Source organism: Ligilactobacillus hayakitensis DSM 18933 = JCM 14209 (assembly GCF_000615845.1).
Lineage (GTDB): Bacteria > Bacillota > Bacilli > Lactobacillales > Lactobacillaceae > Ligilactobacillus > Ligilactobacillus hayakitensis.
The window spans coordinates 1-25,428 of the sequence record NZ_BAML01000009.1; the positions used below are offsets into that span (position 1 = coordinate 1).

The 25,428-nt window shown below is 33.8% G+C and carries 27 protein-coding genes, 5 tRNA genes and 1 pseudogene; 25 read left to right on the forward strand and 8 right to left on the reverse strand.

Going from position 1 to position 25,428, the window contains the following annotated elements; genetic code table 11:
* Nucleotides 1-228: helix-turn-helix domain-containing protein (locus JCM14209_RS08965; RefSeq protein WP_035519888.1), on the reverse strand; the 228-nt coding region annotated here is incomplete at its 3' end.
* Entirely contained in the window at nucleotides 203-838 is a 636-nt protein-coding gene (locus tag JCM14209_RS03740; protein ID WP_025022256.1) for an IS607 family transposase, read from the reverse strand. The genes JCM14209_RS03740 and JCM14209_RS08965, both read right to left, overlap by 26 nt.
* Nucleotides 839-1,127: 289 nt before the next feature.
* Between JCM14209_RS03740 and JCM14209_RS08970 the strand changes: the two genes are divergently transcribed.
* The 10 genes from JCM14209_RS08970 to JCM14209_RS03800 all read left to right on the forward strand — a co-directional run bounded on the left by JCM14209_RS08970 (nucleotide 1,128) and on the right by JCM14209_RS03800 (nucleotide 9,220).
* Complete coding sequence (locus JCM14209_RS08970) at nucleotides 1,128-1,580, forward strand: MerR family transcriptional regulator (RefSeq protein ID WP_025022257.1); 453 nt, start codon at nucleotides 1,128-1,130, stop codon at nucleotides 1,578-1,580.
* A gap of 21 nt (nucleotides 1,581-1,601) precedes the next feature.
* Nucleotides 1,602-2,627 (forward strand): threonine aldolase family protein, encoded by a 1,026-nt coding sequence (locus JCM14209_RS03750; RefSeq protein ID WP_025022258.1) that lies wholly within the window; start codon nucleotides 1,602-1,604, stop codon nucleotides 2,625-2,627.
* Nucleotides 2,628-3,119: 492 nt separating this feature from the next.
* Nucleotides 3,120-3,281 carry a hypothetical protein gene (locus JCM14209_RS09995; protein ID WP_155830669.1) on the forward strand — a complete coding sequence of 54 codons (162 nt, stop codon included), beginning with the start codon at nucleotides 3,120-3,122 and terminating at the stop codon, nucleotides 3,279-3,281.
* A gap of 66 nt (nucleotides 3,282-3,347) precedes the next feature.
* The gene (locus JCM14209_RS03760; protein WP_025022259.1) at nucleotides 3,348-4,085 is read left to right on the forward strand and encodes a hypothetical protein; all 738 of its coding nucleotides are present in this window, start codon (nucleotides 3,348-3,350) and stop codon (nucleotides 4,083-4,085) included.
* 11 nt (nucleotides 4,086-4,096) lie between these two features.
* Complete coding sequence (locus tag JCM14209_RS03765) at nucleotides 4,097-4,951, forward strand: ABC transporter permease (RefSeq protein ID WP_025022260.1); 855 nt, start codon at nucleotides 4,097-4,099, stop codon at nucleotides 4,949-4,951.
* Between the two features lie 203 nt (nucleotides 4,952-5,154).
* On the forward strand, nucleotides 5,155-5,346 hold the full coding sequence (locus tag JCM14209_RS03775) for a hypothetical protein (protein ID WP_155830670.1): 192 nt from the start codon (nucleotides 5,155-5,157) through the stop codon (nucleotides 5,344-5,346).
* Between the two features lie 2 nt (nucleotides 5,347-5,348).
* The gene (locus JCM14209_RS03780; RefSeq protein ID WP_025022262.1) at nucleotides 5,349-6,245 is read left to right on the forward strand and encodes an ABC transporter ATP-binding protein; all 897 of its coding nucleotides are present in this window, start codon (nucleotides 5,349-5,351) and stop codon (nucleotides 6,243-6,245) included.
* 480 nt (nucleotides 6,246-6,725) lie between these two features.
* Nucleotides 6,726-8,003 carry a sensor histidine kinase gene (locus tag JCM14209_RS03790; protein WP_162148750.1) on the forward strand — a complete coding sequence of 426 codons (1,278 nt, stop codon included), beginning with the start codon at nucleotides 6,726-6,728 and terminating at the stop codon, nucleotides 8,001-8,003.
* Complete coding sequence (locus tag JCM14209_RS03795) at nucleotides 8,003-8,794, forward strand: LytR/AlgR family response regulator transcription factor (RefSeq protein WP_025022264.1); 792 nt, start codon at nucleotides 8,003-8,005, stop codon at nucleotides 8,792-8,794. The genes JCM14209_RS03790 and JCM14209_RS03795 overlap by 1 nt, the downstream gene beginning before the upstream one ends.
* A 156-nt stretch (nucleotides 8,795-8,950) precedes the next feature.
* On the forward strand, nucleotides 8,951-9,220 hold the full coding sequence (locus JCM14209_RS03800; RefSeq protein ID WP_025022265.1) for a hypothetical protein: 270 nt from the start codon (nucleotides 8,951-8,953) through the stop codon (nucleotides 9,218-9,220).
* Between the two features lie 43 nt (nucleotides 9,221-9,263).
* On the opposite strand, the gene JCM14209_RS03805 is transcribed toward JCM14209_RS03800, so the two are convergent.
* From JCM14209_RS03805 to JCM14209_RS03820, 4 genes are all read right to left on the reverse strand, one after another.
* Nucleotides 9,264-10,124: an aldo/keto reductase gene (locus tag JCM14209_RS03805; protein ID WP_025022266.1), complete on the reverse strand. Its 861-nt coding sequence runs from the start codon at nucleotides 10,122-10,124 to the stop codon at nucleotides 9,264-9,266.
* A gap of 119 nt (nucleotides 10,125-10,243) precedes the next feature.
* The gene (locus tag JCM14209_RS03810) at nucleotides 10,244-10,555 is read right to left on the reverse strand and encodes a hypothetical protein (RefSeq protein WP_025022267.1); all 312 of its coding nucleotides are present in this window, start codon (nucleotides 10,553-10,555) and stop codon (nucleotides 10,244-10,246) included.
* 50 nt (nucleotides 10,556-10,605) lie between these two features.
* Nucleotides 10,606-11,547, reverse strand: a complete 942-nt coding sequence (locus JCM14209_RS03815) for a sugar-binding transcriptional regulator (protein ID WP_025022268.1) — start codon at nucleotides 11,545-11,547, stop codon at nucleotides 10,606-10,608.
* Nucleotides 11,548-11,619: 72 nt separating this feature from the next.
* Nucleotides 11,620-12,246: a Pr6Pr family membrane protein gene (locus tag JCM14209_RS03820; protein WP_025022269.1), complete on the reverse strand. Its 627-nt coding sequence runs from the start codon at nucleotides 12,244-12,246 to the stop codon at nucleotides 11,620-11,622.
* Between the two features lie 240 nt (nucleotides 12,247-12,486).
* Here JCM14209_RS03820 and JCM14209_RS03825 point away from each other — a divergent pair.
* The 7 genes from JCM14209_RS03825 to JCM14209_RS03855 all read left to right on the forward strand — a co-directional run bounded on the left by JCM14209_RS03825 (nucleotide 12,487) and on the right by JCM14209_RS03855 (nucleotide 14,767).
* Nucleotides 12,487-12,576, forward strand: a tRNA-Ser gene (locus JCM14209_RS03825).
* A gap of 7 nt (nucleotides 12,577-12,583) precedes the next feature.
* Nucleotides 12,584-12,657, forward strand: a tRNA-Asp gene (locus JCM14209_RS03830).
* Nucleotides 12,658-12,661: 4 nt separating this feature from the next.
* Nucleotides 12,662-12,732: transfer RNA gene (locus JCM14209_RS03835), tRNA-Gly, on the forward strand.
* 14 nt (nucleotides 12,733-12,746) lie between these two features.
* Nucleotides 12,747-12,821 (forward strand) — tRNA-Ile (locus tag JCM14209_RS03840).
* 9 nt (nucleotides 12,822-12,830) lie between these two features.
* Nucleotides 12,831-12,918 (forward strand) — tRNA-Ser (locus tag JCM14209_RS03845).
* 179 nt (nucleotides 12,919-13,097) lie between these two features.
* Nucleotides 13,098-13,796 (forward strand): YjjG family noncanonical pyrimidine nucleotidase, encoded by a 699-nt coding sequence (locus JCM14209_RS03850; protein WP_025022270.1) that lies wholly within the window; start codon nucleotides 13,098-13,100, stop codon nucleotides 13,794-13,796.
* A gap of 272 nt (nucleotides 13,797-14,068) precedes the next feature.
* Nucleotides 14,069-14,767 carry a TIGR00266 family protein gene (locus tag JCM14209_RS03855; protein WP_025022271.1) on the forward strand — a complete coding sequence of 233 codons (699 nt, stop codon included), beginning with the start codon at nucleotides 14,069-14,071 and terminating at the stop codon, nucleotides 14,765-14,767.
* 89 nt (nucleotides 14,768-14,856) lie between these two features.
* On the opposite strand, the gene JCM14209_RS03860 is transcribed toward JCM14209_RS03855, so the two are convergent.
* Nucleotides 14,857-16,188, reverse strand: coding sequence for an enolase C-terminal domain-like protein (locus JCM14209_RS03860; protein WP_025022272.1), 1,332 nt, complete (start codon nucleotides 16,186-16,188; stop codon nucleotides 14,857-14,859).
* A 125-nt stretch (nucleotides 16,189-16,313) separates the two neighbouring features.
* On the opposite strand from JCM14209_RS03860, the gene JCM14209_RS03865 reads away from it, so the two are divergent.
* The 7 genes and pseudogenes from JCM14209_RS03865 to celB all read left to right on the forward strand — a co-directional run bounded on the left by JCM14209_RS03865 (nucleotide 16,314) and on the right by celB (nucleotide 22,720).
* Nucleotides 16,314-17,195 carry a LysR family transcriptional regulator gene (locus JCM14209_RS03865; protein WP_025022273.1) on the forward strand — a complete coding sequence of 294 codons (882 nt, stop codon included), beginning with the start codon at nucleotides 16,314-16,316 and terminating at the stop codon, nucleotides 17,193-17,195.
* Between the two features lie 121 nt (nucleotides 17,196-17,316).
* The gene (locus JCM14209_RS03870) at nucleotides 17,317-18,300 is read left to right on the forward strand and encodes a hydroxyacid dehydrogenase (protein ID WP_025022274.1); all 984 of its coding nucleotides are present in this window, start codon (nucleotides 17,317-17,319) and stop codon (nucleotides 18,298-18,300) included.
* Between the two features lie 3 nt (nucleotides 18,301-18,303).
* The gene (locus JCM14209_RS03875; RefSeq protein ID WP_025022275.1) at nucleotides 18,304-19,701 is read left to right on the forward strand and encodes an SLC13 family permease; all 1,398 of its coding nucleotides are present in this window, start codon (nucleotides 18,304-18,306) and stop codon (nucleotides 19,699-19,701) included.
* A 288-nt stretch (nucleotides 19,702-19,989) separates the two neighbouring features.
* Nucleotides 19,990-20,322, forward strand: coding sequence for a PTS sugar transporter subunit IIB (locus JCM14209_RS03880; RefSeq protein ID WP_025022276.1), 333 nt, complete (start codon nucleotides 19,990-19,992; stop codon nucleotides 20,320-20,322).
* A 39-nt stretch (nucleotides 20,323-20,361) separates the two neighbouring features.
* Nucleotides 20,362-20,726: pseudogene (locus JCM14209_RS08975) on the forward strand (PTS lactose/cellobiose transporter subunit IIA).
* 115 nt (nucleotides 20,727-20,841) lie between these two features.
* Nucleotides 20,842-21,327, forward strand: a complete 486-nt coding sequence (locus JCM14209_RS03890; RefSeq protein ID WP_025022277.1) for a hypothetical protein — start codon at nucleotides 20,842-20,844, stop codon at nucleotides 21,325-21,327.
* 16 nt (nucleotides 21,328-21,343) lie between these two features.
* Complete coding sequence (celB, locus tag JCM14209_RS03895) at nucleotides 21,344-22,720, forward strand: PTS cellobiose transporter subunit IIC (protein ID WP_025022278.1); 1,377 nt, start codon at nucleotides 21,344-21,346, stop codon at nucleotides 22,718-22,720.
* Between the two features lie 340 nt (nucleotides 22,721-23,060).
* On the opposite strand, the gene JCM14209_RS03900 is transcribed toward celB, so the two are convergent.
* The gene (locus JCM14209_RS03900) at nucleotides 23,061-23,774 is read right to left on the reverse strand and encodes a GntR family transcriptional regulator (RefSeq protein ID WP_051523381.1); all 714 of its coding nucleotides are present in this window, start codon (nucleotides 23,772-23,774) and stop codon (nucleotides 23,061-23,063) included.
* A gap of 156 nt (nucleotides 23,775-23,930) precedes the next feature.
* Between JCM14209_RS03900 and JCM14209_RS03905 the strand changes: the two genes are divergently transcribed.
* A complete protein-coding gene (locus JCM14209_RS03905; protein ID WP_025022280.1) occupies nucleotides 23,931-25,370 on the forward strand; it encodes a 6-phospho-beta-glucosidase in 1,440 nt (479 codons plus the stop codon).
* The last annotated feature ends 58 nt before the right edge of the window (nucleotides 25,371-25,428 follow it).

Sequence of the window (25,428 nt, forward strand, 5' to 3'; positions counted from 1 at the left end):
GGATAATTGATATTGCCAATCTTCTTTTTGAGCAACTAATTCATTACGAACCTTATATTCGTTTGGTTTCAGTTTTTTATCCTCTAAGATTAAAGATTGTTCATACATATCATTCCAAAGAGCTAAACCTTCATTCCAACAATATCTACGATAGTCACACAGTTCATCTAAAACTTGTCGCATTTCAGAGTTAGGGTAAAGTCTAACTTTTTGCGTTCGCACTACCATCAACCTTACCACCTTTTAAAGATTCATCGTTTTTAAGTTTATTTTTATACTTTCGTAAACCATATAAACGACTAGAAAATACATGAACAATACTAATCATGTCATCAACCATTTCTTGGGCAGGGCTTGTATCAACATTATTTAGTACAATAATGTCTGTATTATGCATTCTACACAAACGCTCAAACCATTCATAACCAAAACGGATAAACCTGTCTTTATAAGTAATGTAAATCGTATCAACCTTATTATTCATTACATCTTCTAACAAGTTATTCCACTTTTTACGATTATAATTAAGCCCACTGCCAATATCAGTAATTGTTTCATCAAGAATTACTCCTTTGGCGTTAGCATATTGTCTAATGAAGTCAATCTGATTTTTCAAATCGTCTTTTTGTCCGCTAGTTGATACTCTAGCATAAGCAACATTCTTGCGTTTGATAGTTGATGCTTGACCTATATAATTTAAATATTGTTCTTCTGTATAATATCTTCGATTAGTGGGAGTCCGATAAGCTTTTAAAGTTCCTTCTTTATCCCAACGTTGTAAAGTCCTAACAGTAACACCTAAGCGTTCAGCCATCTCTTTAGGTTTTAATATTGTCATAATATAGCCACCTACATTTCATTATCTTTCCATGACTATATTATATTATTTTCGTCTATAATTGTCTACATTTATGTTAACAGTTATTCATCTCCTTTATACTTGTAAATAAAATGTAGATAGTATACTCTAAAATATGGAAGTATCAGCTTGAAAGAATTAGAGAAATTTTGGAGTTAGTGTATTTTGGTTAATATATGTTCCTCCAAACTGCCATTCTTAGATTAAACTTCTACAATTGTAATCATAGCGGTTACAGTTTACTATAAGTCAAGTGGGAAGTGAGAATATGCACTATTCGATTAGCGAAATTGCTAAAATGACAGGATTATCAACTTATACACTACGTTATTATGAAACTGAAGGTATTTTATATAATGTGAGGCGTGATGAAAAAGGGCGCCGCTATTATACAGAAGAAAATCTTGGCTGGTTAGAAATGATTGAATGTTTAAAGAAAACCGGCTTAACTTTAAAAGAGATTAAGGAAAATGTAAATTTATTTAGTGATTTAAAGAATAATTATGAGCAACGAGTAGAACTATTTGAACGTCAACAAAAAATTCTTGAAGATAGATTAAAGCATTTACAACAAAGCATAGAATTAACTAAGTTTAAACAATGGTACTATAAAAATTTAGGCACAATTGTCTCAATTGATGATCCTAAACGTCACCAAAAGATGGAAGAATATTATCGCAAGAATATCCTCAATCAATCTGAGCCTGATACGAATAATTGATTATATAAAGGAGAAAATGAAATGATATCATTTGTTAATGATTATTCAGAAGGAATGCATCCAAAAATTATCGAACGTTTAGTGGAAACTAACATGCAACAAGAACCAGGCTATGGGTTTGATAGTTTTACAGAATCTGCCAAAGAAAAAATCAGACAAGAAATTGATTGTCCTGATGCCCAAATTACTTTTTTAGTTGGGGGAACGCAAACTAACCAAACGGTAATTGATGCGGTTTTAAACAAGTATGAAGGTGTGATTGCAGCAGATACGGGGCACATTGCCGTACATGAAGCAGGAGCGATTGAAAAAACGGGTCACAAGGTGCTCACAATCCCACACCAAAACGGAAAGCTAGTTGCAAGTGATGTTAAGAAGTACATTGAACGTTTCTATGAAGATGAAAATGAAGAGCATATGGTTTATCCGGGGATGGTGTATATCTCATACCCAACTGAATATGGTACTTTATACAGTAAACAAGAAATGAAAGCTTTAGCGGATGTTTGTCATGAATACGAAATTCCCTTGTTTGTCGATGGAGCCCGTCTTGGATATGGCTTGGTTAGCAAAGAAGCTGATATGACAATGGCAGATTTGGCCAAAATTTGTGATGTCTTTTATATCGGAGCTACAAAGATTGGAGCTTTATTTGGAGAAGCAGTGGTCTTTACAAAGAATAATGAACCTAAGCACTTCATGACTCAAGTTAAGCAACATGGAGCTTTATTAGCTAAAGGGCGTTTTTTAGGTTTAATGTTTGATACCTTATTTACAGATGGATTGTACTATGAAATTAGTCGCCACGCCGTTGAAATGTCACAAAGAATTAAAGCAGGCTTTGAAGAAAAAGGGTATCAATTATTAATGCATTCGCCAACGAACCAACAATTTGTAGTGATGTCAGATGAACAAGCCGCTAAATTAGCGCAAAAAGTTAAGTTTGCCACATGGGAACGTTATGATGATGAAAAAATGTCATACCGCTTCGTTACATGTTGGGCGACTTTAGAAGAAAATGTAGATTATTTATTATCAATTATTTAATGAAAACTAGATCACTTTTGGGTGGTCTAGTTTTTTTGTTACAAATAAAAAACGTTGGCCTTGGGGGTCCAAGTAACCAACGGTAAATAAAAACGCCCCTATGATCAGTAGGGACGAAAAGTGTAATAAAGATAAATGTGAAAAAAACAAAAGATTTACTGTTTGTGTGAGGTAAACAGTAAAACGTGAAAGTATGCTATAAATCATACTTTGAAAAGTAACCACATAAGTGAATTACTTTCATGTATTATATTACCTTACAAATAAATATTTTGCAATAACTTTTTGCAAAAATATGAATTTTTTGTGAATTTCTTCATAGTTTCTTCTTTTTTGAAGGGGATGGAGAAAAAATTGATGATTAAATACATATCGAAACGTAAAATTGACGGAAAAATAAAAAAGTTAACGGAAAAAATAAATTGTTTGAAATTTTTAATTCGTACTATAATAAAAAATGTTAGCTGACAAGTATTTCTTAGGAGCGTTTATATGAAGAATCAAAAATTAAATATTGAACGCTTAGAAAAGATTGTAAAAATGTCCGATGGACAATTAAACGTTTGTTCAACATGGACAATCCCAGTAACTGAATTTACATTTACTGCAGGATATACATGGTATAAATCAAAATCTAGATCAAAGCGTAAATAATAAATGACGGTTAGGGGATTTTCTCTTAACCTTTTTCTTATATTTATAGACGGGAAGTGATTAACAATGAGAATGCTGTTCATTATTTCAAAATTTGAGTTAATACGTATTTTGAAAAAGCCATTGTTTTGGAGTGTATTTATATGGCCATTAATAGTCTTATTTTCAATGTATTCGGTATTCTTACCTGGAATGCTAAAGTATAGCAGAATACCAATATTAATAGCTGCAATAATATTCACATTAAACTCTTTAATTTGTGTGGTAATATTTCCAATATTTATGGCAAGTAAAACCACAAGGATAAGCGAATTTATATTAAGTATGAGCAACAAACATGATCAATATTATGGCAAACTTTTAACAAGTATAATAATTCAAATATTGGTGGATGCGGTTACGTTGTACGTGCTCATATTTTTAAATGATAAGATTACGCTATTTAATTTAGATAATATTTCGAACATGTTAATTTTAAAATCCATAATTGGCGGAGTCATATTTATATATTTTCTCAGCATAACTATTGGAAATATCGGATTTTTCATAAATAACGAAGAAAAACTTCAATTAGCTGCATTTATTTTCATATTAATTTTGAATTTAATTATTGGAATTGGTATGTATTTTTCAACAGGAGTTCCATGTATATCTTACATTCTTCCCGGATTTGGAGGAATAAGTGGTATTTACGTGAATAACTTCATGTGGATTGGAATAATAATAACTCAAATCATATTTTTATTTATATATCAAAATTGGAGTTTTAAGTATTACTGTAAAAATATATTTAATTATTCGTAGGGGTGATGTTCATGAAATTTCATCAAATTTTTGCGATTATTCGTCATGAATGGAGTTTAAATTTAAAAAATGGAATCTTTTGGAATGGGGTTGTTGTTCCGTTAATTTTTATCTTATTAAGTTTGTACCACTTCAAAGATGATATTTTAAATCTAAGTGAAAACGGCTTGCTACATGTTATATATCAAATCTTACCGCTATTTACATTTTATTTTTGTGTATTTTATACTTCAGTTTTAGCGAATGAAGTAGTTAATGATAAAAGCTCGAGAATTTCAGAAATTATGCTTTCTATTGTTGATGCGAAAACACAAATCGTTGGAAAGTTTCTAGGGGTGCTAACTTTATTATTTGCACACATTACCGTGTATTTTGTAATAATTTCTTATGTTAGCGGTATTTTGGGATTTAATATTATTAAAGTATTGGTTTTAGGACAGCAACAATACATCCTTCTTTTAATTATTTCAATGATTTTGACATTAATTTCGTGTTTAATTTGGACAGTTGAGATAGGAGTTTTTGTAAATGATAAAGAACAAACATTTTTAGCAATTATGCCATCATTATTTTTAACAGGGCAAGCAACGTTGTTATCTTGGTATTTAGTTTTAAATTCTGGCGGAGAGGTTGATCTAATCACACATATTTTATTTGATATTCCAGCATGTGCCCCAGCAATTGGCTCAGTCATCATAACAACTTTAGTTTCTAATTATAACTTTACATATTTTGAAGCGTATCTAACAGAGACTGTACAGTTAGTATTTTTATGGTTAATGCTAAAAAGAGCAATTAAGAATTATAGAGTAGGATCAATTTCTAATAATCAAAGACATGTGCTATTTAGAAACTGGTTTAAATGACAGTATTAAATTAAGGAGATTGTTTAGATGAAAAAATAAAAAGATTGAAGCATTAGTGGATAACGTATGCAGAAGCGTCTTATTAGATTTTGAATGTGAAAATAATGACGGAAATATGTTAGAAGTTATATGGAATTTTTTGATTAGATATATAGTTGATGACTTTAATGACGAGTTAAATAATAATTTTAATAAAGAAGCTTATGAATACTTTGATGAATGTTTCTAATAGAACTAATAAAAGAATATTAAATGATATGGTGGGCTTAGCTGCTAGAAAAAATGTAAAAATAATTGTTGCAGGTGATCCGACATTTAAGAAAATGTATAGCGGACAGTTTGGGACGAGCTTTGCCGCTGCGATGTATACTGGAAGATTATCATTGGGGGATTAATCATGTTAAAACTTGAAAATATTAATAAAACCTTTGGCAATAAAGTTGCGATTAGTAATTTGAACTTTGAAGTTAAAGAAGGACAGATATTGGGGCTAATTGGACAAAATGGGGCTGGGAAATCTACTACATTTCGTATGATTTTAGATTTTATTAAACCGGATTCAGGAAAAATATTATGGGACAATCAAGAATTTGTTCGTTCAGAAATTTCAATTGGTTTTATGCCCGAAGAAAGAGGATTGTATCAAAGAGAAACCATTATTAATCAGATGAATTATTTTGCAGATCTTCATGGGATGCCCCGCGCTAAAATGCGGATTGAATTAAAAGAATGGATGAAACGTTTGGGTGTTGTAGGTGAATTGGAAGATAAAATAGAGTCACTATCTAAGGGGAATGCGCAAAAAATTCAATTAATCGCAACTATGTTATTTAAACCCAAGTTGCTGATTTTAGATGAACCTTTTTCAGGTCTAGACCCTGTAAATGCTAATTTTCTATTAAAAGAAATTCAAAGAGCAAAAGAAGACGGTGCTGTGATAATTTTTTCTACTCATAATATGGAAAATATTGAAAAAATTGCAGATAAAATTGTTATGTTAAAACACGGGCAAACTGTCTTAAATGGATCGATAACAGATATATATGAAGAATATCAAAGATTGAACTTGAGATTAGGTGGATTAAAAGACGAGAATATATTAAGTAAATATTTAGGGATTAAGCGAGTTATTAGGAATACTGATGGAACATTAAGTTTAAAACTAGATTCAGAAAAATTAGGGGAAAGTATTTTTAGAGATATTGTTAGAAATCAAGGATATATACCAATTTTTGAGCAATCATATCCAACACTAGATGAAATTTTCAAATTAAAAACAGGAGAAAAATCATGAAATTTGGGATGAAAGAACTAGTTAGGAAGAATATAGGACAATTTGTACTAGTATTTATGATGATTGTTATAATTGCTCTTTGTTCAGTAGGGTATCCATATAGTTTAAAATATGTGGTTGATGACATGCTACCGCGAAGAATATATTAACTTGGAAAATGTAATTTTTGGATGAGCTTATAAATATATTAAATATACACGAATTTATCAACAATAAGTATGATGAATTAAGTCTTGGACAAATTCAAAAGATAAAAATATGTAGAGCATTATTAGATTGTAAAGGGAAAATGGTTATTTTTAATTGTGGTGATTGATCATAACGTTGATTATCACAATTTAAAAGATGCAAATATTATATAAATTATAGGGAGAAAATAAAATGTTTAGTATATATATATCACTTTTTTATACTTTTCCGGGAAGTTTTAGGGTTTAAGAAAAAATGATTTTTACAGAACAATTATTAGCAGTAGTATCAATGTTTGAAAATTATTTCTTGGTTGGGATGATTTTTTTAGTATTGACAAAGCATTTGAATCTAAAAAATATTATTACTTGTATGTTTATAACTATAATTCAAGCATTGCTAGTCTATTATTTTTTATCATATGAATCATTAGGATATTTGATTAGTGTGATTGCAATTTTAATTTTAAATAGATATAAAAAAGAAAAAATAGGGACATACTTTTTGATAGCTAGTATTTATATCTTCTTTTTAGAAAATGTCTTAGGTATTTTATTCTTATTAATCCAAAAAATTTTTGATTTATCAGAAATAAGTGTGATTGCTTACATAATTCTTTGTACTTCAATTCAGGGATTGATTACAGTATTTCAATTAAATAAATATAATGTTGACTTTAACCAAATTCATTATGTAAGTGAGTTTGAAAAGAAAATTTTAGAAGTAATTGCCTTTGGAATTATGTTCTCGGTGACGTTTCTAAATATTGTGTGTGACGTTTTAGGATTATCTCAGAAGGTATTTAGCTTAATTTCAGTAGTGCATTTATTAATCTTTGTTCTTGTAGGTTGGATTATATATATGAAGGCTTTAGCATACAAGAATAAGATTATTCTGCAAGAACAAAAGGATCAAGAAAGAGTCTTTAAAAAGCATTTAAAAGAAATTTATGATTATTATGAAGATGTGGTTGCCTTTAGACATGATTATAAAAACATGTTGCTAACGCTAGGTAGAAAGATTGAAAGTACTAAAAATACAGAATTGATTGAATATTTTCAAGAAATCACAGATTATTCTAATCGTAATTTGAATTCAGGAATTAGTGCCATCATGTTTAGCAAAATTCAAAATATTGAAAGCCCGCGAATTCAAAGTATTTTATTTTCAAAAATTTCGCAAGCCAACAAGTTAGGGATAAATATTAATTTAAGTATTTATGGGAAAGTGAAGTTTTTCCAAATACAAGAATTAGTTATAACGCGGATAATTTCAAATATTTTAGACAATGCTATCGAAAGTGCGGCGCAGCAAAAAAATAAAGGCGTAGAAATTGCATTGATGACCTATGAAAAAAATACGGAAATTATAATAAAGAATCTATTAGATAATGTGAATGATGTAAATATTGATAATTGGATGAAAAAAGATGTTAGCTCTAAAGGAGAGAATAGAGGGAATGGCCTTAACATCGTTAAGAATTTAATTGAAAAAAATCCTATGATAAGATTACAGTATGGGATTGAAGATAATGCCATTAATTTTCAAATTAGGATAGAGGGGAAATAGTGTTAGGAATTGTTTTGATTGATGATGATAATGAGATGAGAAGCGATTTGTCTCAATTATTAGCTAGATATTTAAAATTTGAAGAACTTGATGCTGCAGTGGCACTAGAATCAGATGGTTCAGATTTTCGGTTGGATCTAATTGAAAAGATGGACAAATTTACGAATTTCTTATTTTTTCTAGATATAGAGTTAGAGAAAGGAAATAACTCAGGCTTCGATTTAGCGATACAAATCCGCCAACATCTTCCATTAGCAAAAATTGTTTTCTTAACTTCACATGATGAATTAGCCTTATTGGCTTTAGAAAATCGAGTAAGTCCGCTTGATTATATCATTAAAAAAGATATGGCAAAGATGATGGAATCCATTCGTAAAGATATTAGTATATCTTTAGAATCAGAGGTTGTAAATACCCAGTTGGATGAAAATTATTTTTCTTATAAAATTCACAATAAGTACTATAAAATCAAAGCAGAAGAAGTTTACTATTTTGAATCGTTGTCTAATGAAAATAATATAGTTATATTACATGCAAAAGACAAAGTTATTGAAATTGATGGTAATTTAAAAGATATTCAAAAAAGAAATGAAACTGACTTTTTTAGATGTCATCGCCAATATTTAGCGAATTTAAAAACAGCAACTGAGTATGATCATTTACAAAAAAGAATTTTTTATGGACAAAAAAATCAAATCTATTGTCCGACATCAATTAGGCGTGCAAGAGAAATTAAGAAAATGATAAAAAAATATCCAGAAAAATGGCAGAATTTGAATTTTAGTAAATGATAAAATATTTACGAAATATAATTTGATAACCAAAAGGATTTGTAATTTATCGTTGAAAAACGAAAACCTACAAATCCTTTTATTTTTAGCAAATTTTTTCAAATCCCCCTAAAAAAACGTATATTAATGAATAGATGCTTGAAAGGGGTTAGTGAAATGACTAAAGAAAACAAAAAAGAAGTTTTTTATCAATCACAAGAGGATTTGGATAATCAAAAATTAACGCCAAGAGAGGAGTTATTCTTAGATTTAGAGGATATGTTGATGGCTAATCCGCATTATCGTGATTACTTTTTTAAATCATGTATGCAAGAACCTGAAATTAGAGAAGTAATTTTGACAGTCTTTTATGAATTTTTGACGGTCCATATTGATCAAAAAGATGATCTGGATGAAGTAATTAAGAAGTTTGAATCAGAAAATTAAAAAAGGGGGCATGACGCCTCCTTTTTTATTGCCTAATTTTTGATTAGAAATCTACTTGGTCTGGGACCTTGCATTGACCACCAAGGTTACGTAATGCACCGATAATGTCCATTTCGTCTTCAGTTAATTCAAAGTCGAAGATGTCTGTATTTTGGATGATACGTTCTTCGTGAACTGATTTAGGTAATGGTAAGATACCTTGTTGGATGCCCCAACGTAAGCAAACTTGTGCAGTTGACTTGCCGTATTTGGCAGCAATTTGCGCAATTGTTTCGTTAGATAAAGCTGCAGCTTCACCAAGTGGTGCCCAAGCTTCAGTTAAGATACCGTGACGTTCGTTGTAACGGATAGCTTCAGTTTGAGGCCAGCCGGGGTGAACTTCGATTTGGTTAACCATTGGCTTAATTTCTGCAGTCTTTAATAATGCATCGATGTGGTTGGGCATGAAGTTTGAAAGACCAATAGCTTTGATTTTACCTGCTTTGTAAAGGTCTTCAAAAGCACGCCATGTTTCAGCATTGATTTTTTCAGCTTCATCACCAAATTGCTTGTGGTTTGCAGGCCAGTGAATTAAGTAAAGATCAAGGTAATCTAAACCAAGGTTAGCCATTGTTTTTTCAAAAGCTGCCATTGTTTTATCATAACCACGGTCTGTGTTCCATAACTTACTTGTTACGAAAACTTCTTCACGAGCAAGGCCACTATCCTTGATAGCTTTACCAACGCCTTCTTCGTTACCATATAAAAAGGCAGTATCAATGTGACGGTAACCAGCTTTTAAAGCTTTTGTTACAACGTCATAAGTTACGTCAGCTGGTGTTTGGTAAGTTCCAAAACCAAGACCGGGGATCTTAACGCCATTGTTTAATTCTAATGGGCTTGTAAGTGATGTTAATTTTTGCATCATAAATTCCTCCTTTACTCGATGAATTAAGTATAACATTCTAGTTGGCTCTAACTGCAAATGATATGAATCTCAAATTAAAAAAGCCACCAAGATAACGTTTCTTGCTGGCTAAATACTTATTTAATATTATGCTTATTCATTTTTTCATCGAAAATTGCAGTAACTTCTTTTTGAAGGACTTCTTTGGCATCTTGTGGTAGACTGCCAGGTTGCTTGGCAATTTCGTATAAATCAGGATGTTCATTAGCAATGCGAGCAATTGTTCGAGTAGTTGCGTGCTTGCGGACGAAAAATGGAATTTTCTTGAGGTATCCGTCTGGCAAAAGGGCGAGAATTTTTTCCATCGCTACTGGATCAACCTCGCTAGTTTTAGGTTTACCTTCCTTAATTTGTTTTTGATCAAATAAACTAAAGTCTGATAATTTCATAATTTTTGCCCCCTTAATTCATTTTTAGTTTAGCAGGAAGAAAGAATTAATCAAGTGCCTCGTTTTTTAAGATCTAAGACTTGTAAAGCGAGCATTTCGTCGATGACAAGATCGGTAAATAAATTCCCGTTGAGTGCGCCTAAAATTGCAGGCGCTTTGTTGACTCCCTCGGCAACTCCAAAGCGTCGTTTTACGTCGAGGATTTTGGTTAAGGGATAAGAAAGGGTCTTGTCTAAAATGGAATTGAGAAACTTCCCGTTGATGTCGTATGGCCGCCCATAAAGCACACCAGCAACTTGGTTAAGGTTGATATTTGGGAAAATTTCCTCAGTCTGAGGGAGGTTGATAATGGAATCCGCTGTCCCGATACCACTCAAGATAACGTCGCATTCTTTGCTGTTGGAGAGTGCCTCAAAAATTCCTGGCACCATTTTAAGTCCTGCTCGTGTTGCATCATCGGCGACATAAAGTGGAGCAAGCATAGGGGAGGCTTGAGCGTTGTATAAATCAGCAAGTCGTTGCACCAAAAACATACTATTATCACGGGTATGAATTGGATTTTCTCCCATAAATTGCGTGAAAATTAAATCATTACGGATGTGACTGTCAAAATGTGCGATTGTCTGGGATAAAGTTTTTCCAAAAGCAACGCCAACTATTTTACTTTGATTAATTATTTCCTGGATGTATTTTGCCGCAAAAGAAGGAACGCTTGAATTTTGCAGGTTTTGTTGCAATGGATTTTTAATAATGAAAATATGTTTAATTCCAAAATATTGCTTAAATTGTAATTCTAAGTCAAAATTACGTGCTGACCCAGAATGAATATTAATCTCGACGATGCCATTTTCTAAAGCTTCATCAAGATATTTGCCAAGATGATAGCGGCTAATCTGATATTTTTCAGTAATATCATTGAGTTTCATCTTATTGAGATAATAATCAACTGCAATCTTTCCAAGGAATTCAGCATGTTCGTTACTAACATTCATAATTAACCTCCTAATTTTTTCTTTCTATTATAACAAAAAAACGAGGCTAGCTAACCTAACCTCGAGATTTTGTTATGCATTTTTGGGTCCCACGTATTTTTTAATTATATATAGTAGATATCCGACCACACCGTATCCAATTGTAATGCCTAAAATGTTCATTAAAATTGTTGGTAATCCGTATTTAGGGATGTTTAAGAACCAGTAAGCATAAGGACTGTCAGGTGCTCCTGGAATCGCAAATTGAGTTACGTATCCATTAAAGATGGCAAAGATACAATAAATAATCGGAGCTGCCATCCAATAGAAGGGATCAAATTTTTTGTAAGCTTTTCTCTTATCTAAAACAACGGTATCGAAGATAAATGCAATCGGAACGATGTAATGTACTAAGAAGTTTCGAATGTTCCAATAATCTTCCGGCTTAGCGTAAGGGCCAATCATGAAGTGATACACCACAAAAGTAATGGTGATACTCATCATGACGCCACCTTTAACACGAAGCAAGTTATCATTATGGTTAATGGTACCATGTTTTCCTTCATAAATTACAAGGTATATCAAGAAACAAAAAACTAAGATGTTGGATAAAACAGTGTAGTAAAATAACATTCCAAAACCATCTTTAGCGATTTGCATACTAACACCGATAATTCCGAGCAGCGCGATTAAAGCACGAAATAATTGTGTTTTAGTCATGTTGTTATTCCTTTCTATATTAAAACTATGTTATTAATGATAAGACTTTTTGTTGAATTGTGCAAAATAAAGTAAGAATATAGCAGAAAAAATAAAAAAATTTTCGTTAGAAAGGTTGATATAGTAAGGGATAGAAAGATAAAGATAAATAAAATTAATTTTTTTTGAAAAAACTGTTGCATTAAAATCAAAAACAGGGTATTATATTTCTTGTAGCCGATAAGGTGTTACAGATTTTATGGAGGATTACCCAAGTCTGGCTGAAGGGAACGGTCTTGAAAACCGTCAGGCGGGTCAAACCGCGCAAGAGTTCGAATCTCTTATCCTCCTTAGAGTTGGTTCATTGGTCTAGTTGGTTAGGACGCCTGCCTGTCACGCAGGAGACCACCGGTTCGAATCCGGTATGGACCGTTATGCGGGTGTAGTTTAGTGGTAAAACCACAGCCTTCCAAGCTGTTGTCGCGAGTTCGATTCTCGTCACCCGCTTTTTTTTGTGCAATGGGCCTATAGCTCAGCTGGTTTAGAGCGCACGCCTGATAAGCGTGAGGTCGATGGTTCGAGTCCATTTAGGCCCATATATATATGGAGAAATACTCAAGTGGCTGAAGAGGCGCCCCTGCTAAGGGTGTAGGTCGGTAACACGGCGCGAGGGTTCAAATCCCTCTTTCTCCGTTTGAGAAATACGCGTAAAAAAGCAAGCTAACAAGCTTGCTTTTTTTGTATAAATTTCTATGATTTAGAAAAAGTTGGAGTAGTAAACGAATATGAAGAGTTACTTTTGATCTAAGGGTCTTTTGTTTTATCAATAATCTTGCTAAAATGAAGTTGTTTAGAAAAAGGATGTGGGAAATTTGAGTAAATATCAATATTTGCTATTTGATTTAGATGATAATTTAATGGATTTTCAAGCAAGTGAACGCTATGCTTTAAGCGAACTTTTGAAAGTAACGGGGATTGGTGACACTAAAGAAGCGCGGGATAGTTACCACCGTTACAACCGTGCTATGTGGGAAGCTTTAGAACGCGGATATATCAGCCGTGAATATTTGTTTGCTCGTCGTTTTGCGGCTTTTGCTAAGCGTAAGTACGATATTGACATTGATGACGTTCATGAATTAAATGAAGAATACCAAGAATGGCTTGGAAGTGGTCATGAATTGATGCCCCAAGCCAAAGAAGTCCTAGAAGCATTGAAGCAAAAGGGCTATCATATGATTGTTGTCACTAATGGGGCCGCTAAAGCTCAAAATCGACGTTTGAAAGATTCGGGGTTAGATCAATATTTTGAAAAGGTCTTTATCTCAGAAGAAGTTGGTTATCAAAAGCCACAAAAAGAATTCTTTGATTATGTCTTCCAAAATAGTGATGCAACTCCAGAAAACAGCTTAGTTTTAGGTGATAGTTTATCATCAGATATTCAAGGGGCCAATAATGCAGGCATCGATTCTGTCTGGTATAACCCATCTTGGAAGGTCAACCATACAAGTGCCCGTCCAACCTATGCGATTAAATCTTGGGATCGTTTGTTAGATTTTTTAGAAAATAATTAAAGTAAAATATTCCTAATAAAAGGCTGGAAAAAAGTCTTATAATTCAAAACCTTAAGAAATTATGTTTCCTAAAACGTTGATTTCTTAAGGTTTTTATTTTGCTATTGCTATATTTGTTTCGAAAAAGCTAGTTTTTTCAGTCTCTTTTTGTGTATAACTAATTTATATTTTTTCTTATATATATCAACTTTCAACTCTAGATAACTAAATGTGGCTGCTAGAACTAATCCATGCTAAAATATAGAAAATAATTAATTAATGGGGGTAAATATATGAACTATCAAATTTTGGGCGACTCTGATTGTCCACTCGCACAAGTTAACCTTGGTTATGGCGAAACGATTCAAGTTGAACGCGGCGCCATGGCTTATTCATCAAATGTTGATTTGCAAGGAAAGATGAACACGAATAAAAGTGGTATCGGTGGGTTATTTAGCGCTTTAGGTCGTAGTTTAACGAGTGGAGAAAGTTTCTTTATGACTCACGCTACCGGTCAAGCTGACGGAGCTTTTATCGGGATTGCTCCAGCTGTTCCGGGTAAAATTACGAGTTTGACGGTTGGCCCTAATCAATATCGCCTCAATACCGGTGTTTTTCTAGCATGCGATAGCTCTGTTGGTTATAACATGGTGGCCCAAAATGTCGGTGGGGCCTTCTTTGGTGGTACCGGTGGACTTTTTGTGATGGAAACTCAAGGGCAAGGAGAAATGTTAATTTCAGCGTTCGGTGATATTATCGAACTTACAGTAACGCCTGATCATCCGTTAACTATTGATAATGAACACGTTATTGCTTGGGATAGTAGTTTAGATTACAACATCAAAGTTGCGTCTGGGACATTTGGTTTTACAACTGGCGAAGGTTTAGTTAATGTCTTTCACGGAAACGGGCGCGTTTTGATTCAAACGCGTAACCTTAGAAGTTTGGCAGAGACAGTTGATTCATACTTGCCAAAGTCATCAAATAGCTAATATTAAAATAATCAAAGAAACATAAAAAACGCTAGAACTTAACGTTTAATTAACGTATTTTCTAGCGTTTTTATTTTGTGATTTTTATTTTAGCGCACTAAAGCAGGGCGTTTTGGATCGAATTTCCATCCTGGGATGAGGTATTGCATTGTCTTAGAGTCATCGCGAGCGCCAAGTTTTTTATCGACGTAGAGTTGATGAGCTTTCATAATAGCATCGCGATCAATTTCTACTCCTAAACCTTCAGTAGTCTTAGGAACATAGATTTCACCATTCTTGATTTCATAAGGATTCTTAGTTAAGTATTGACCATCTTGCCAAATCCAGTGAGTATCAACATCGTAAACTTCACCAGGTGCTGCAGCGGCAGCGTTTGCGACCATTGCAAGTGAAATATCAAAGTGATTGTTTGAGTGTACCCCCCAGTTTAACCCAAATTCTGAACAAAGTTGAGCAACTCTTACAGCACCTTCCATTGTCCAAAAGTGTGGATCTGCTAATGGAATTGAAACTGAATTTAATGCAATTGCATGACTCATTTGACGCCAATCAGTATCTACCATGTTAGTTGCAACTGGCATGTGTGTTTTCTTTTGGAATTCTGCTAAGATTTCACGACCTGAAAAACCATCTTCAGCTCCACATGGATCTTCAATATAGTGTAAGATACCTTTTAATTCATTAGCATAGCGAAGGGCATCTTTTAGATACCATCCACCATTTGGATCTAAGTCTAATTTAGCATCTGGGAATGCTTTATGAAGGGCTTTGATAGCTTCAACTTCTTTTTGACCATCAAAAACCCCACCTTTAAGTTTGAAAGTTTTAAATCCATACTTGTCATATGCAGCCTTAGCTAATTTAACTAGAGATTCAGAATCCATTGCGGGCTTGCGACGTAAACGACCCCATTCATCTGAATTATCATCATCTTGAAGATAAGGGAGGTCTGTTTTAGAAGTATCACCGACCCAAAATAGATAACCTAAAACTCCAACGTGTTCTCTTTGTTGGCCATCCCCGAGTAAAGCAGCAACAGGAACGTGAAGATATTTACCGAGTAAATCAAGAAATGCAGTCTCAATTGCAGTTAAAGCATGCACCATGATACGTAAATCAAAGGTTTGATTACCACGACCACCAGCATCTAAATAGGCAAATTTCTTTTGAACTTCTTGTAAGACGCGCTTGTAATCACCGATTGGTGTTCCAATAACAAGATCTTTTGCTTCTTCTAGTGTTTGCGTAATTTTTTCTCCACCGGGAACTTCACTGACACCTTCAACCCCTTCATCGGTTGTTAAAATAACAATGTTGCGTGTGAAGAAAGGACCGTGAGCTCCACTTAAATTTAATAACATACTGTCATATCCAGCTACAGGATAGACTTCCATTTTAGTAATCTTTGGTGTTTTTGACATATTCTTCCACCTCTTGTGATTTAATTTACAAACTAATTTTAGCGCTTTCAAAATATGATGAATAGAGTTAAAATGTGTACTAAGGCGAACTAATAGTTCACGTCGATAAGATAGGAGCAAAGCATATGGACATTAATAATTTAAAAACTTTTCTAGCGGTAGTGCGCTACGGAAGCTTTAGAAAGGCGGCTGGAGACTTTTATATTTCTCCACGGGCAGTTTCAAAACAAATGGATCAATTAGAAGATGAACTTGGAATTAAGCTCTTTGAACGAAAAAAGAATCGGTCAGAACTCACCGAAGATGGTCATGAATTTATCGTAACTGCTGAGGATATTGTGAATACTTATACTAATGAGATTAATCGAATCAATACGCGAAAAAAGAATCAAGTAAAGCATTTACGCCTAGGTTTTTCATCTTCTAATCAAGCAATTGCCTTACAGCGCAAGCTTTTGCCGATGATTGATAAAGAATATACTGTTGATTTTATTCAACAAAGCGGGCGTCGTTTAATTGAATTATTACAAGCAGGAGAACTCGATTTTATTGTGACACCATATTATTTTTTAGATAACGAAGAAATGAAAACGCTTAAAATGATTAGTTTGTTTACCGGTGAACTAGTGGTGGGTATTAGTAAAAATTCTAGTTTAAGTAAGCAAGAATATGTGAAAGTAGAAGATCTTGAAGATCGAGATATTTTTTATTATTCGCCAGTTGAATCAGCTTTTATGCAAGATGTGCTAATTGCAAAGTTTCCAAATCATTTTAAAAAAGAACAAATAAAAAGGGCGCCATCCCTTGAATTACGCGATGCGTACGTTGCTTCCAATCAAGGAATTGGATTTTATCCGAGTGTTTTTGTTGATGTTGAACGGACACGTAATCCAATGATTGAATTTAAACATCTTGATACTACTAATAATATTGCTTACTCATCAGCTCTATATTATCGTAAAGATGCTAATGATGAGATTAAAAAAATTGTAGCTAAATTAGGGTAGGAGTACAAAAAATCACTGTGCACATGTACTAACAGTTCATGTGATGACCTAAATTAAACTGTTAGTTCGTGAAGTTTTTCACTAGAATGTAGTTGTAATAGATAAACAGGAGGTCAAATCCATGAAAAAAGTATTATTAAGTGAAAAAATTGATGATCAAGGAATTGAACTTTTAAAAAAAGCTGGATTTGAAGTCAAGGTCAGTGCTGGAACTGATATTGAAACAATGAAAAAAGAAATTTCCGATGCATATGCGGTAATTATGCGTTCATCATTATTACCACGGGAAGTCATTGAAGCTGGTAAAGAATTAAAGATTATTTCTCGAAACGGAACCGGAATTAATAACGTTGATGTTAAAGCCGCAAGTGATAATGGAGTTTTAGTTGCTAAGGTTAATGGTGCTAATGCATATGCAGTTGCAGAATATGTTATTACAACAATGTTAACTTTGAGTCGTAATATTATGATGACGGATAAATTATTACGTGAAAAGATTGATACAATTCAAGGTAAATCATTACCAGGTTTTTCAACGCAAAATAATTTAAATGGGAGTCAGCTAAAAGATAAGACTCTTGCAATTTTAGGTTTAGGACAAATCGGAAGAGTATTAGTTAAGTTAGCTCAAGCATTTGGGATGCGTGTTATTGGTTATGATCCATATGTCAAGGACGCTCCAGTTGAAATGTTTGATGATTTAAAAGAAATTTACATGCAAGCAGATTTTCTTTCTATTAATATGCCCTTAACTCCCCAAACAGAAAATATGATTACCAAAAATGAATTATCATTAATGAAACAAACAGCAATTCTGATTAACTCAGCTCGTGGGGGAATTGTAAATGAACAAGATTTAGCAGATGCATTAAATAATGATAAGTTGGCTGGTGCTGCGATTGATTCATTTAATCCAGAACCACCAGCAGCTGATAATCCACTATTTTCAAGTAAAAATACGATTGTTACAAGTCATATCGCTGGAACAACGCATGAAGCTAATGCATCTTTAGGAATTGGTGCCGCTCAAGCAATTATTGATTTTTCAAATGGTAAAATGCCTCAATTCCCAGTAAATCCCGATGTGTTTGAAGAGGGGGAATAGATTATGAAAAATCTTAAATTAATTGCTGGAATAGTTGGTGTAGTTTTAGGAGCACTGGTGGCGTTTGTCGTACCAGTTCCACATGGATTGACGCATGCAGGGATGATTGTGCTTGGATCAATTATTATGGCAAATATCTTTTGGATTTTCAGTGTCATTCCTAGTTTTATCACTGGGATTTTGATGTTAGCTTCATGGGTAATCTTTGGAGCCGTTGATTTTCAAACCTCATTCGCAATTTTCTCATCAACAACAATGTGGATTATTATTGGTGGTTTAGCTCTTGGGGCTGCTGCAAGTAAGACTGGATTAATTAATCGAATTGCCTTAATGGTAATGAAAAAATTACCTGCAAACTTTAAAGGACAATCACTTGCGATTATGTTAGCTGGAACCATTATTTCTCCAATGATTCCAAGTGCCCATCCTAAAGCTGCTATGAGTACGCCTATTGCTAAAGGGATTAGTGACGCTTTAGGTTACAAGCCAAAAAGTAAACCATCATCTGGATTATTCATGGCTGCGATTTGGGGATTTATTGTAATGGAAGCAAGTTTTTTAAGTGCCACCGCACAAAACTATGCTTTTAAGGGATTAATTCCAGGTAAGTATCAAAGTGTTCTTTCATGGGGAAATTGGTTTGTTATGATGTTACCATGGACGATCGTTGCTTTAGTTGGTGGATATTTCTTAATCAAATTATTATTCCAACCAAAAGAAGATAAAGCAGTTAGCCATGACTTCGTTGAAAAGCAATTGCAAGAATTAGGACCAATGTCACGGGATGAAAAGATTACCGCAACTGTTATCGCAGTCGCAATCATTTTCTGGATTTTAGGTTCAGCTCTTAAACTTGAAGCTGCAATCGTAGCTTTAGTTGGTTTGTCAGTCTTGGTAATGCTAAAAGTCTTTACTGCTGATGACTTTAAAAATCGTATTAGTTGGAGTTCAGTAATTTTCATTGGTACAGTTATGGCTTTAGGAAATATTATGAAGACAGTTGGGTTAACGACATGGCTATACAAAATCTTAGCTCCAGTTATCAGTCCGATTTTAGGTAATATCTGGATTACCGTTATTGTTTTACCAATAATTATCTACTTATTGAAGTTTGTGGTGGTATCACTAATTTCAACCGGTACATTAGTAACATTATGTTTATTGCCATTCTTTAACTCGATGACATACAATCCAGCATTATTGATCTTAATCATTACGGCTAGTGTAAATATTTGGATGTTATCATACATGGATGCCCCAGTGATTACAGGCCAAGCTGCGGTAGATTCTAGCATGGTATCTCGCTCTGGATTAGCTAAATCATCACTAGGATATATGATTATTAATATCATAGGCCTCTTACTTTGTGTTCCGGTTTGGATGATGCTAGGCTTGGTATAAAAAGTAAATACTAAAAAATGAGAATTTTCAAATTTAACTGAAAGTTCTCATTTTTTTTATACCTAAAATAAAACTAAACATGTCCCCACAACTTATTTGATTAAAATAAAACTGAAAAAATTTAGTAAAACAAAACCTTTATTTAATGGGGATTTATCTCGTGTAAACCTATAATTATTTTATTGTAATGAAAATTTTATTTATGAAAGCGTTGACAAACTTGTACCGACAAGTTAATATAAGAGTGTAAAGAAAAGCAAAGAAAAATTTTTAAAGGGGGCCATTACTATGGCAGAAAAAACAATTATGCTCAACTGTGCAGCAGGAATGAGTACTTCAGTATTAGTTAACAAGATGCAACAAGCAGCTGAAAAGGACGGATTAGATTATGAAATCTTTGCATGTTCAGCTTCAGAAGCAGAAGAAAAGTTAGCTACAAAAGATATCGATGTTGTTTTATTAGGACCTCAAGTTTCATACATGAGAGCTGACTTTGAAACAAAATTAGCTGGTAAAGCTAAAGATGGATCAGATATTCCATTTGATGTTATCGACATGCGCTCATACGGTATGATGGATGGAGAAGCTGTTTTACAACAAGCACGTTCATTAATGAAGTAGGTAAAATAAAAATTTCTTTAAAGTAGGGAAGTGTTGGAAATGACAGAAGAAAAGTTAAGTCCAGAAGAAGAACAAAAACAACTTGAAGTAACTATGGGTTTGATTATTAATGGGGGAAACGCTAAGAGTTTTGCTTTTGAAGCAATTCGTGAAGCTAAAAAAGGTCACATTGATGTTGCCCATGAAAAATTAAAGGCAGCTGACAAGGCATTAGTTGAAGCTCACAACGCTCAAACTGATATGCTTACAAAAGAAGCTCAAGCGATCATGCCAAAGTTACTTTATTGATGGTTCACTCACAAGACCACATCATGAATGCAATTACATTCCGTGATTTGGCGGGTGAAATGGTTGATCTATATGAAAAGTTATATAAATCAGGTACTTTAAAAGAAGAAGATTAAAATCAGTCAAACGTAAAACTTCCCAGAATTAACATCCTTGCGCAAGTACTAAGTATGTTAATTTCCGGAAAGGAATGAAAGCGTTTAATTATGGCGGGGAAAGAGGAAGATAGTGATGAAAAATAATGAAGCAATTAAAAAGGAAGAAACATTGAAGTATATGAACTTCAACCGATACTTGATTGTGCGATATTTTATCGCCGGATATATATTTATGAATTTCTTCTGGGGAATTGTTAATTTTTCTTATAGTGGGCTGTTAGCACTTCTTCCTTTCGTCTTAATGATTTGGGGAATTGTAGCTTCGGTTGAATTAAGTTCGAAGTTGTCGCATAAAGAAAATAACCGTGTACCAATCACGCTTTTATACTTTTATTTACAAGCGCTTACAAACGTTGTTTTAGCAATTATTTCATTTACAGGAATTGGTAAACTTGCATTTCCATTCATTTATGCGAACAACGCCAAATCAATTATTTTAGCAATTCTCTTGTTAGGTTTGATCTTAGCATTAAAGAGTATCAGTAATCTTTATCGGATTCAAGAAAATTCTGACAGATACTATTCAGTAATTCAAAAATTTAAGGAAACATCAAAATAATAGGGGAGGGTTTAATATGAACCAAGGTAAGTTTCAAGAATTTATCAACAAACATTTAGTTGGACCAATGGGTAAATTTGCGAACGCTCGTTTCGTTCGTGCCGTTATGGGTGCTGGATATACAGTTATCTCATTTACAATCGTTAGTTCAATGTTCTTAATTTTATCAAATTTAGATTTAATCATTACAGCTAAAGCATTTGTATCATTTTACGACGCAACATTAGGTCGTTTCCGTGATATGTATCAAGCAATTTATAATGCCGTAATGGGATTCATTGCAATTTATTTTGCTGGATCATTTGGATATGAATACACTAAGATTTATCAAAAAGAAGAAAAACTAGATTTAAGCCCGCTTAACGGGATGTTCTTAGGACTCTTTGGTTTCTTCTTAACAGTTGCTCAATTCGCATGGCAAGATGGTAAAGTTGCATTCTTAACAAATGTTTCAAAGAAAGCTGTTGAAGGCGGTACAGGAGTTATCGCAGGTTACGGTGCAAGTTCATCAGGTTTTGCTCGCTTAGGTGCAACAGGGATCTTTACAGGTCTTATCATCTCATGGATTGCCGTTCAATCATACCGTATGATTGTTAAAAAAGGCTGGGGTATCAAGATGCCCGACTCAGTGCCAAAGGGTGTTGCTGATTCATTCACTGCTTTAATCCCAGGATTTGCGGTTGCCTTGATTACTGCAATTATTGATGGTGCTTTAGTAGCCATGGGAACAGATATCTTCAACGTATTATACATCCCATTCTCATTCGTAGGTAAATTGGTTGATTCATGGTACGGGGTATTGGTTATCTTCTTCCTTATCGGTGCATTATGGTTCGTTGGTATTCACGGGGCAACAATCATCACAAGTTTCACAAACGCCTTTGTTTTAGCAAACTTAGCTTCAAATAATAATGGTGGTTTCCACGTCTTGGCCGGTGAATTCTTCAATGCCTTTGTATCAACTGGTGGTTCAGGTGCTACATTGGTTATGATTTTATACTTAGCATTCCGCGCTAGATCAGTTCAATTACGTGAATTAGGTAAATTAGCCTTTGTTCCAGCATTATTCAACATTAACGAACCAATCTTGTTTGGTTTACCAATTGTTTACAACATTGATGTTCTTGTACCATTCTTATTAGCTCCTATGGCTTCAGCAATGGTAGCTTACTTCAGTATCGCAACTCACTTGGTACCTAAGATTACAGTTCAACAACCATGGCCAACACCTGTTGGTTTAGGTGGTTTCATCGCAACACAAAGTTGGAAAGGTTTCGTATTAGCCATTGTAACAACAATCGTTGCTGGTTTAGTATGGTACCCATTCATCAAAGCTTACGACAACAAACTTTACAAGCGTGAACAAGAAGCTGCTTCTGCAAAAGAAGCATAATAAAAAATGTTTCCTAATTAAAATAGACTTACTGAAATAAATTAGTCGAATGACTCGTCCAGTTTTCTGGGCGAGTTTTTTTATGAAGAAATATTTGAAGTAATAAAAAAAATCGCCAAAATAAATTGGCGATTAGAAACTACATTATAGAGTAGAATTATTTGAGTCTTGTGAGCTCATTGATGCATCACTGTTTACGCTACTTGTTGCTTGGGATGCAACAGATGATTGTGTGTTTTTTGAATTGGTTGAGTGTTTTGAGAATTTTGTTGACCTTCGAATAAATAAAAATAAAGAGATAAAAAAATCCGCAAGAACAAATATTCTTGCGGCCAACAAATCATTTCAACGTATTAGCAAGGTGATAGTAATACTCACGATCGGGTGAATAATAAGAATGCGAATAGTTGAAAACTTTATTTTTTTTGGTGAAATTAATTTCTTTAACTAAAAGATAAGGCGAACCAACCGCTTGTCCGGTTTTTTCGGCGAACTCTTCATCAGCTAAACCGACAGACAAGAAGTCATCACTATGCAAGACCTCAATGTCATATTGTTTTTTGATAAACCTAAAAATCGAATTTTGCGCGATTGTTTCATCTAAATAAGGGATGAGTTCCTTTAAAAAGACAGCTTTTTCAAAACTTAAAAAAGCATTGTCCTCCACAATATATCTGAGGCGATGAACTTCATATACGGGACTCTTTTTTTGACAACCAAAAATTTGATCTTCTTTTGGCGTAGTTAACCGACTGGTAAAGTTAATAACTTTAGATTTAATCTGTTTATCTGGTTGGTTAGTATTTAATGAATTTTTATTCGTTAACATGGTAATGTTACGCCCAGTTTCAAAGAGGTCTTGATTTACAAAATACCCACTTCCTTGATGGCGGCGGATAATCCCGTGATTCGCTAGCAAGCTGATGGCGCTGCGAATTGTATTACGTCCAGAAGAAAATTCTTCCATTAACTGCGCTTCGCTTGGAAGTTGTTCTTCATATACACGATCGGTAATTCGTTGGTTAATTTCATTAGCAATATCAAGATATTTCATAAGTTTCACCTTCTTTTTTAAACTTTTTTTCATTATACCATAAAAAATATATATGTTGGTACTTGAATAACTTGTTGGTACATGTTATATTATGAATGTAAAAGAAAACGTTTACAAAAAACGTAATAAAGTTAACCGTAGAAGGGTGGATGTACTATGACAAAAACGGAATTTAAAAAAGGCTTTTTATGGGGTGGCGCAGTTGCTGCTCATCAATTAGAAGGTGCATGGCAAGAAGGTGGCAAAGGGGTTAGTGTCGCTGATGTAATGACTGCAGGTGCCAACAAAGTCCCACGAGAAATTACCGATGGGGTTATTCCAGGTAAGAACTATCCTAACCACAGTGCAATTGATTTTTACCACCACTATAAAGAAGATATTAAATTATTCGCTGAAATGGGATTTAAGTGTTTTAGAACTTCGATCGCTTGGACACGGATTTTCCCTAATGGCGATGACGAAACTCCAAACGAAGCAGGATTGAAATTCTACGATGATTTGTTTGACGAATGTTTGAAGTATGGTATTGAACCAGTTGTTACATTATCACACTTTGAAATGCCATTTAATTTAGTGAAGAAATATAATGGTTTTGGTAATCGTAAGACGATTGATTTCTTTGTTAAATTCGCTGTAACTTGCTTCAAACGTTACAAGGATAAAGTTAAATATTGGATGACATTCAATGAAATTGACAACCAATCAAGTTTTAACAATGACTTTTTAATGGCAACTAACTCAGGATTACTTTTAGATAAAGACGGTAATAAAAATGAAGCTGCAATGTATCAAGCAGCTCACTATGAAGTTGTCGCAAGTGCTTTAGCAGTTAAAGAAGGAAAGAAAATCAATCCTGATTTCATGATTGGAACAATGATTGCCTTTACGCCAATTTATCCCGCAACTTCTAAACCAGCGGATGTTCTTTTAGCTCAACGCATGGACCAACGCCGTAACTGGTTCTCAGATGTTCAAGTTTGGGGTTACTATCCATCAAACGTTGAAGCTTACATCGAAAGAAAAGGTTACCGTCCAGATATTACAGAAGAAGATCGCGTTGTCTTAAAAGAAGGAACAGTTGATTATGTTGGTTTTTCATACTACCAATCAATGGCAGTTTCATCAGACAAGGTAGCACCTGATGATTTGGCTGATCCAGAAGAAGCAATTGTCCGTAACCAATTTGTTGAAGCAAGTGATTGGGATTGGGAAATTGATCCGGTTGGTTTACGTTATGCCTTAAATGAATTAACTGACCGTTACCATGTGCCATTGTTTATCGTTGAAAATGGTTTGGGGGCATACGATAAAGTTGAAGCAGACGGTATCCATGACGATTACCGCATTGATTACTTACGCCGCCACTTAACTGAAGCTAAAAAAGCCGTTGTTTTAGATGGCGTTGACTTGATGGGATACACTCCATGGGGATGCATTGATTTAGTTTCAGCAGGAACAGGTCAAATGAGTAAGCGTTATGGTTTCATTTACGTTGATAAAGACGATGAAGGAAACGGAACGCTTGAACGTTCACGTAAAGATTCATTCTACTGGTATCAAAAAGTTATTAAGTCAAATGGGGCTGATTTAGATTAGAAAACAGTAGCCATATTCAAAAAGAACCAGTACATGGTAGTGTGCTGGTTCTTTTTAA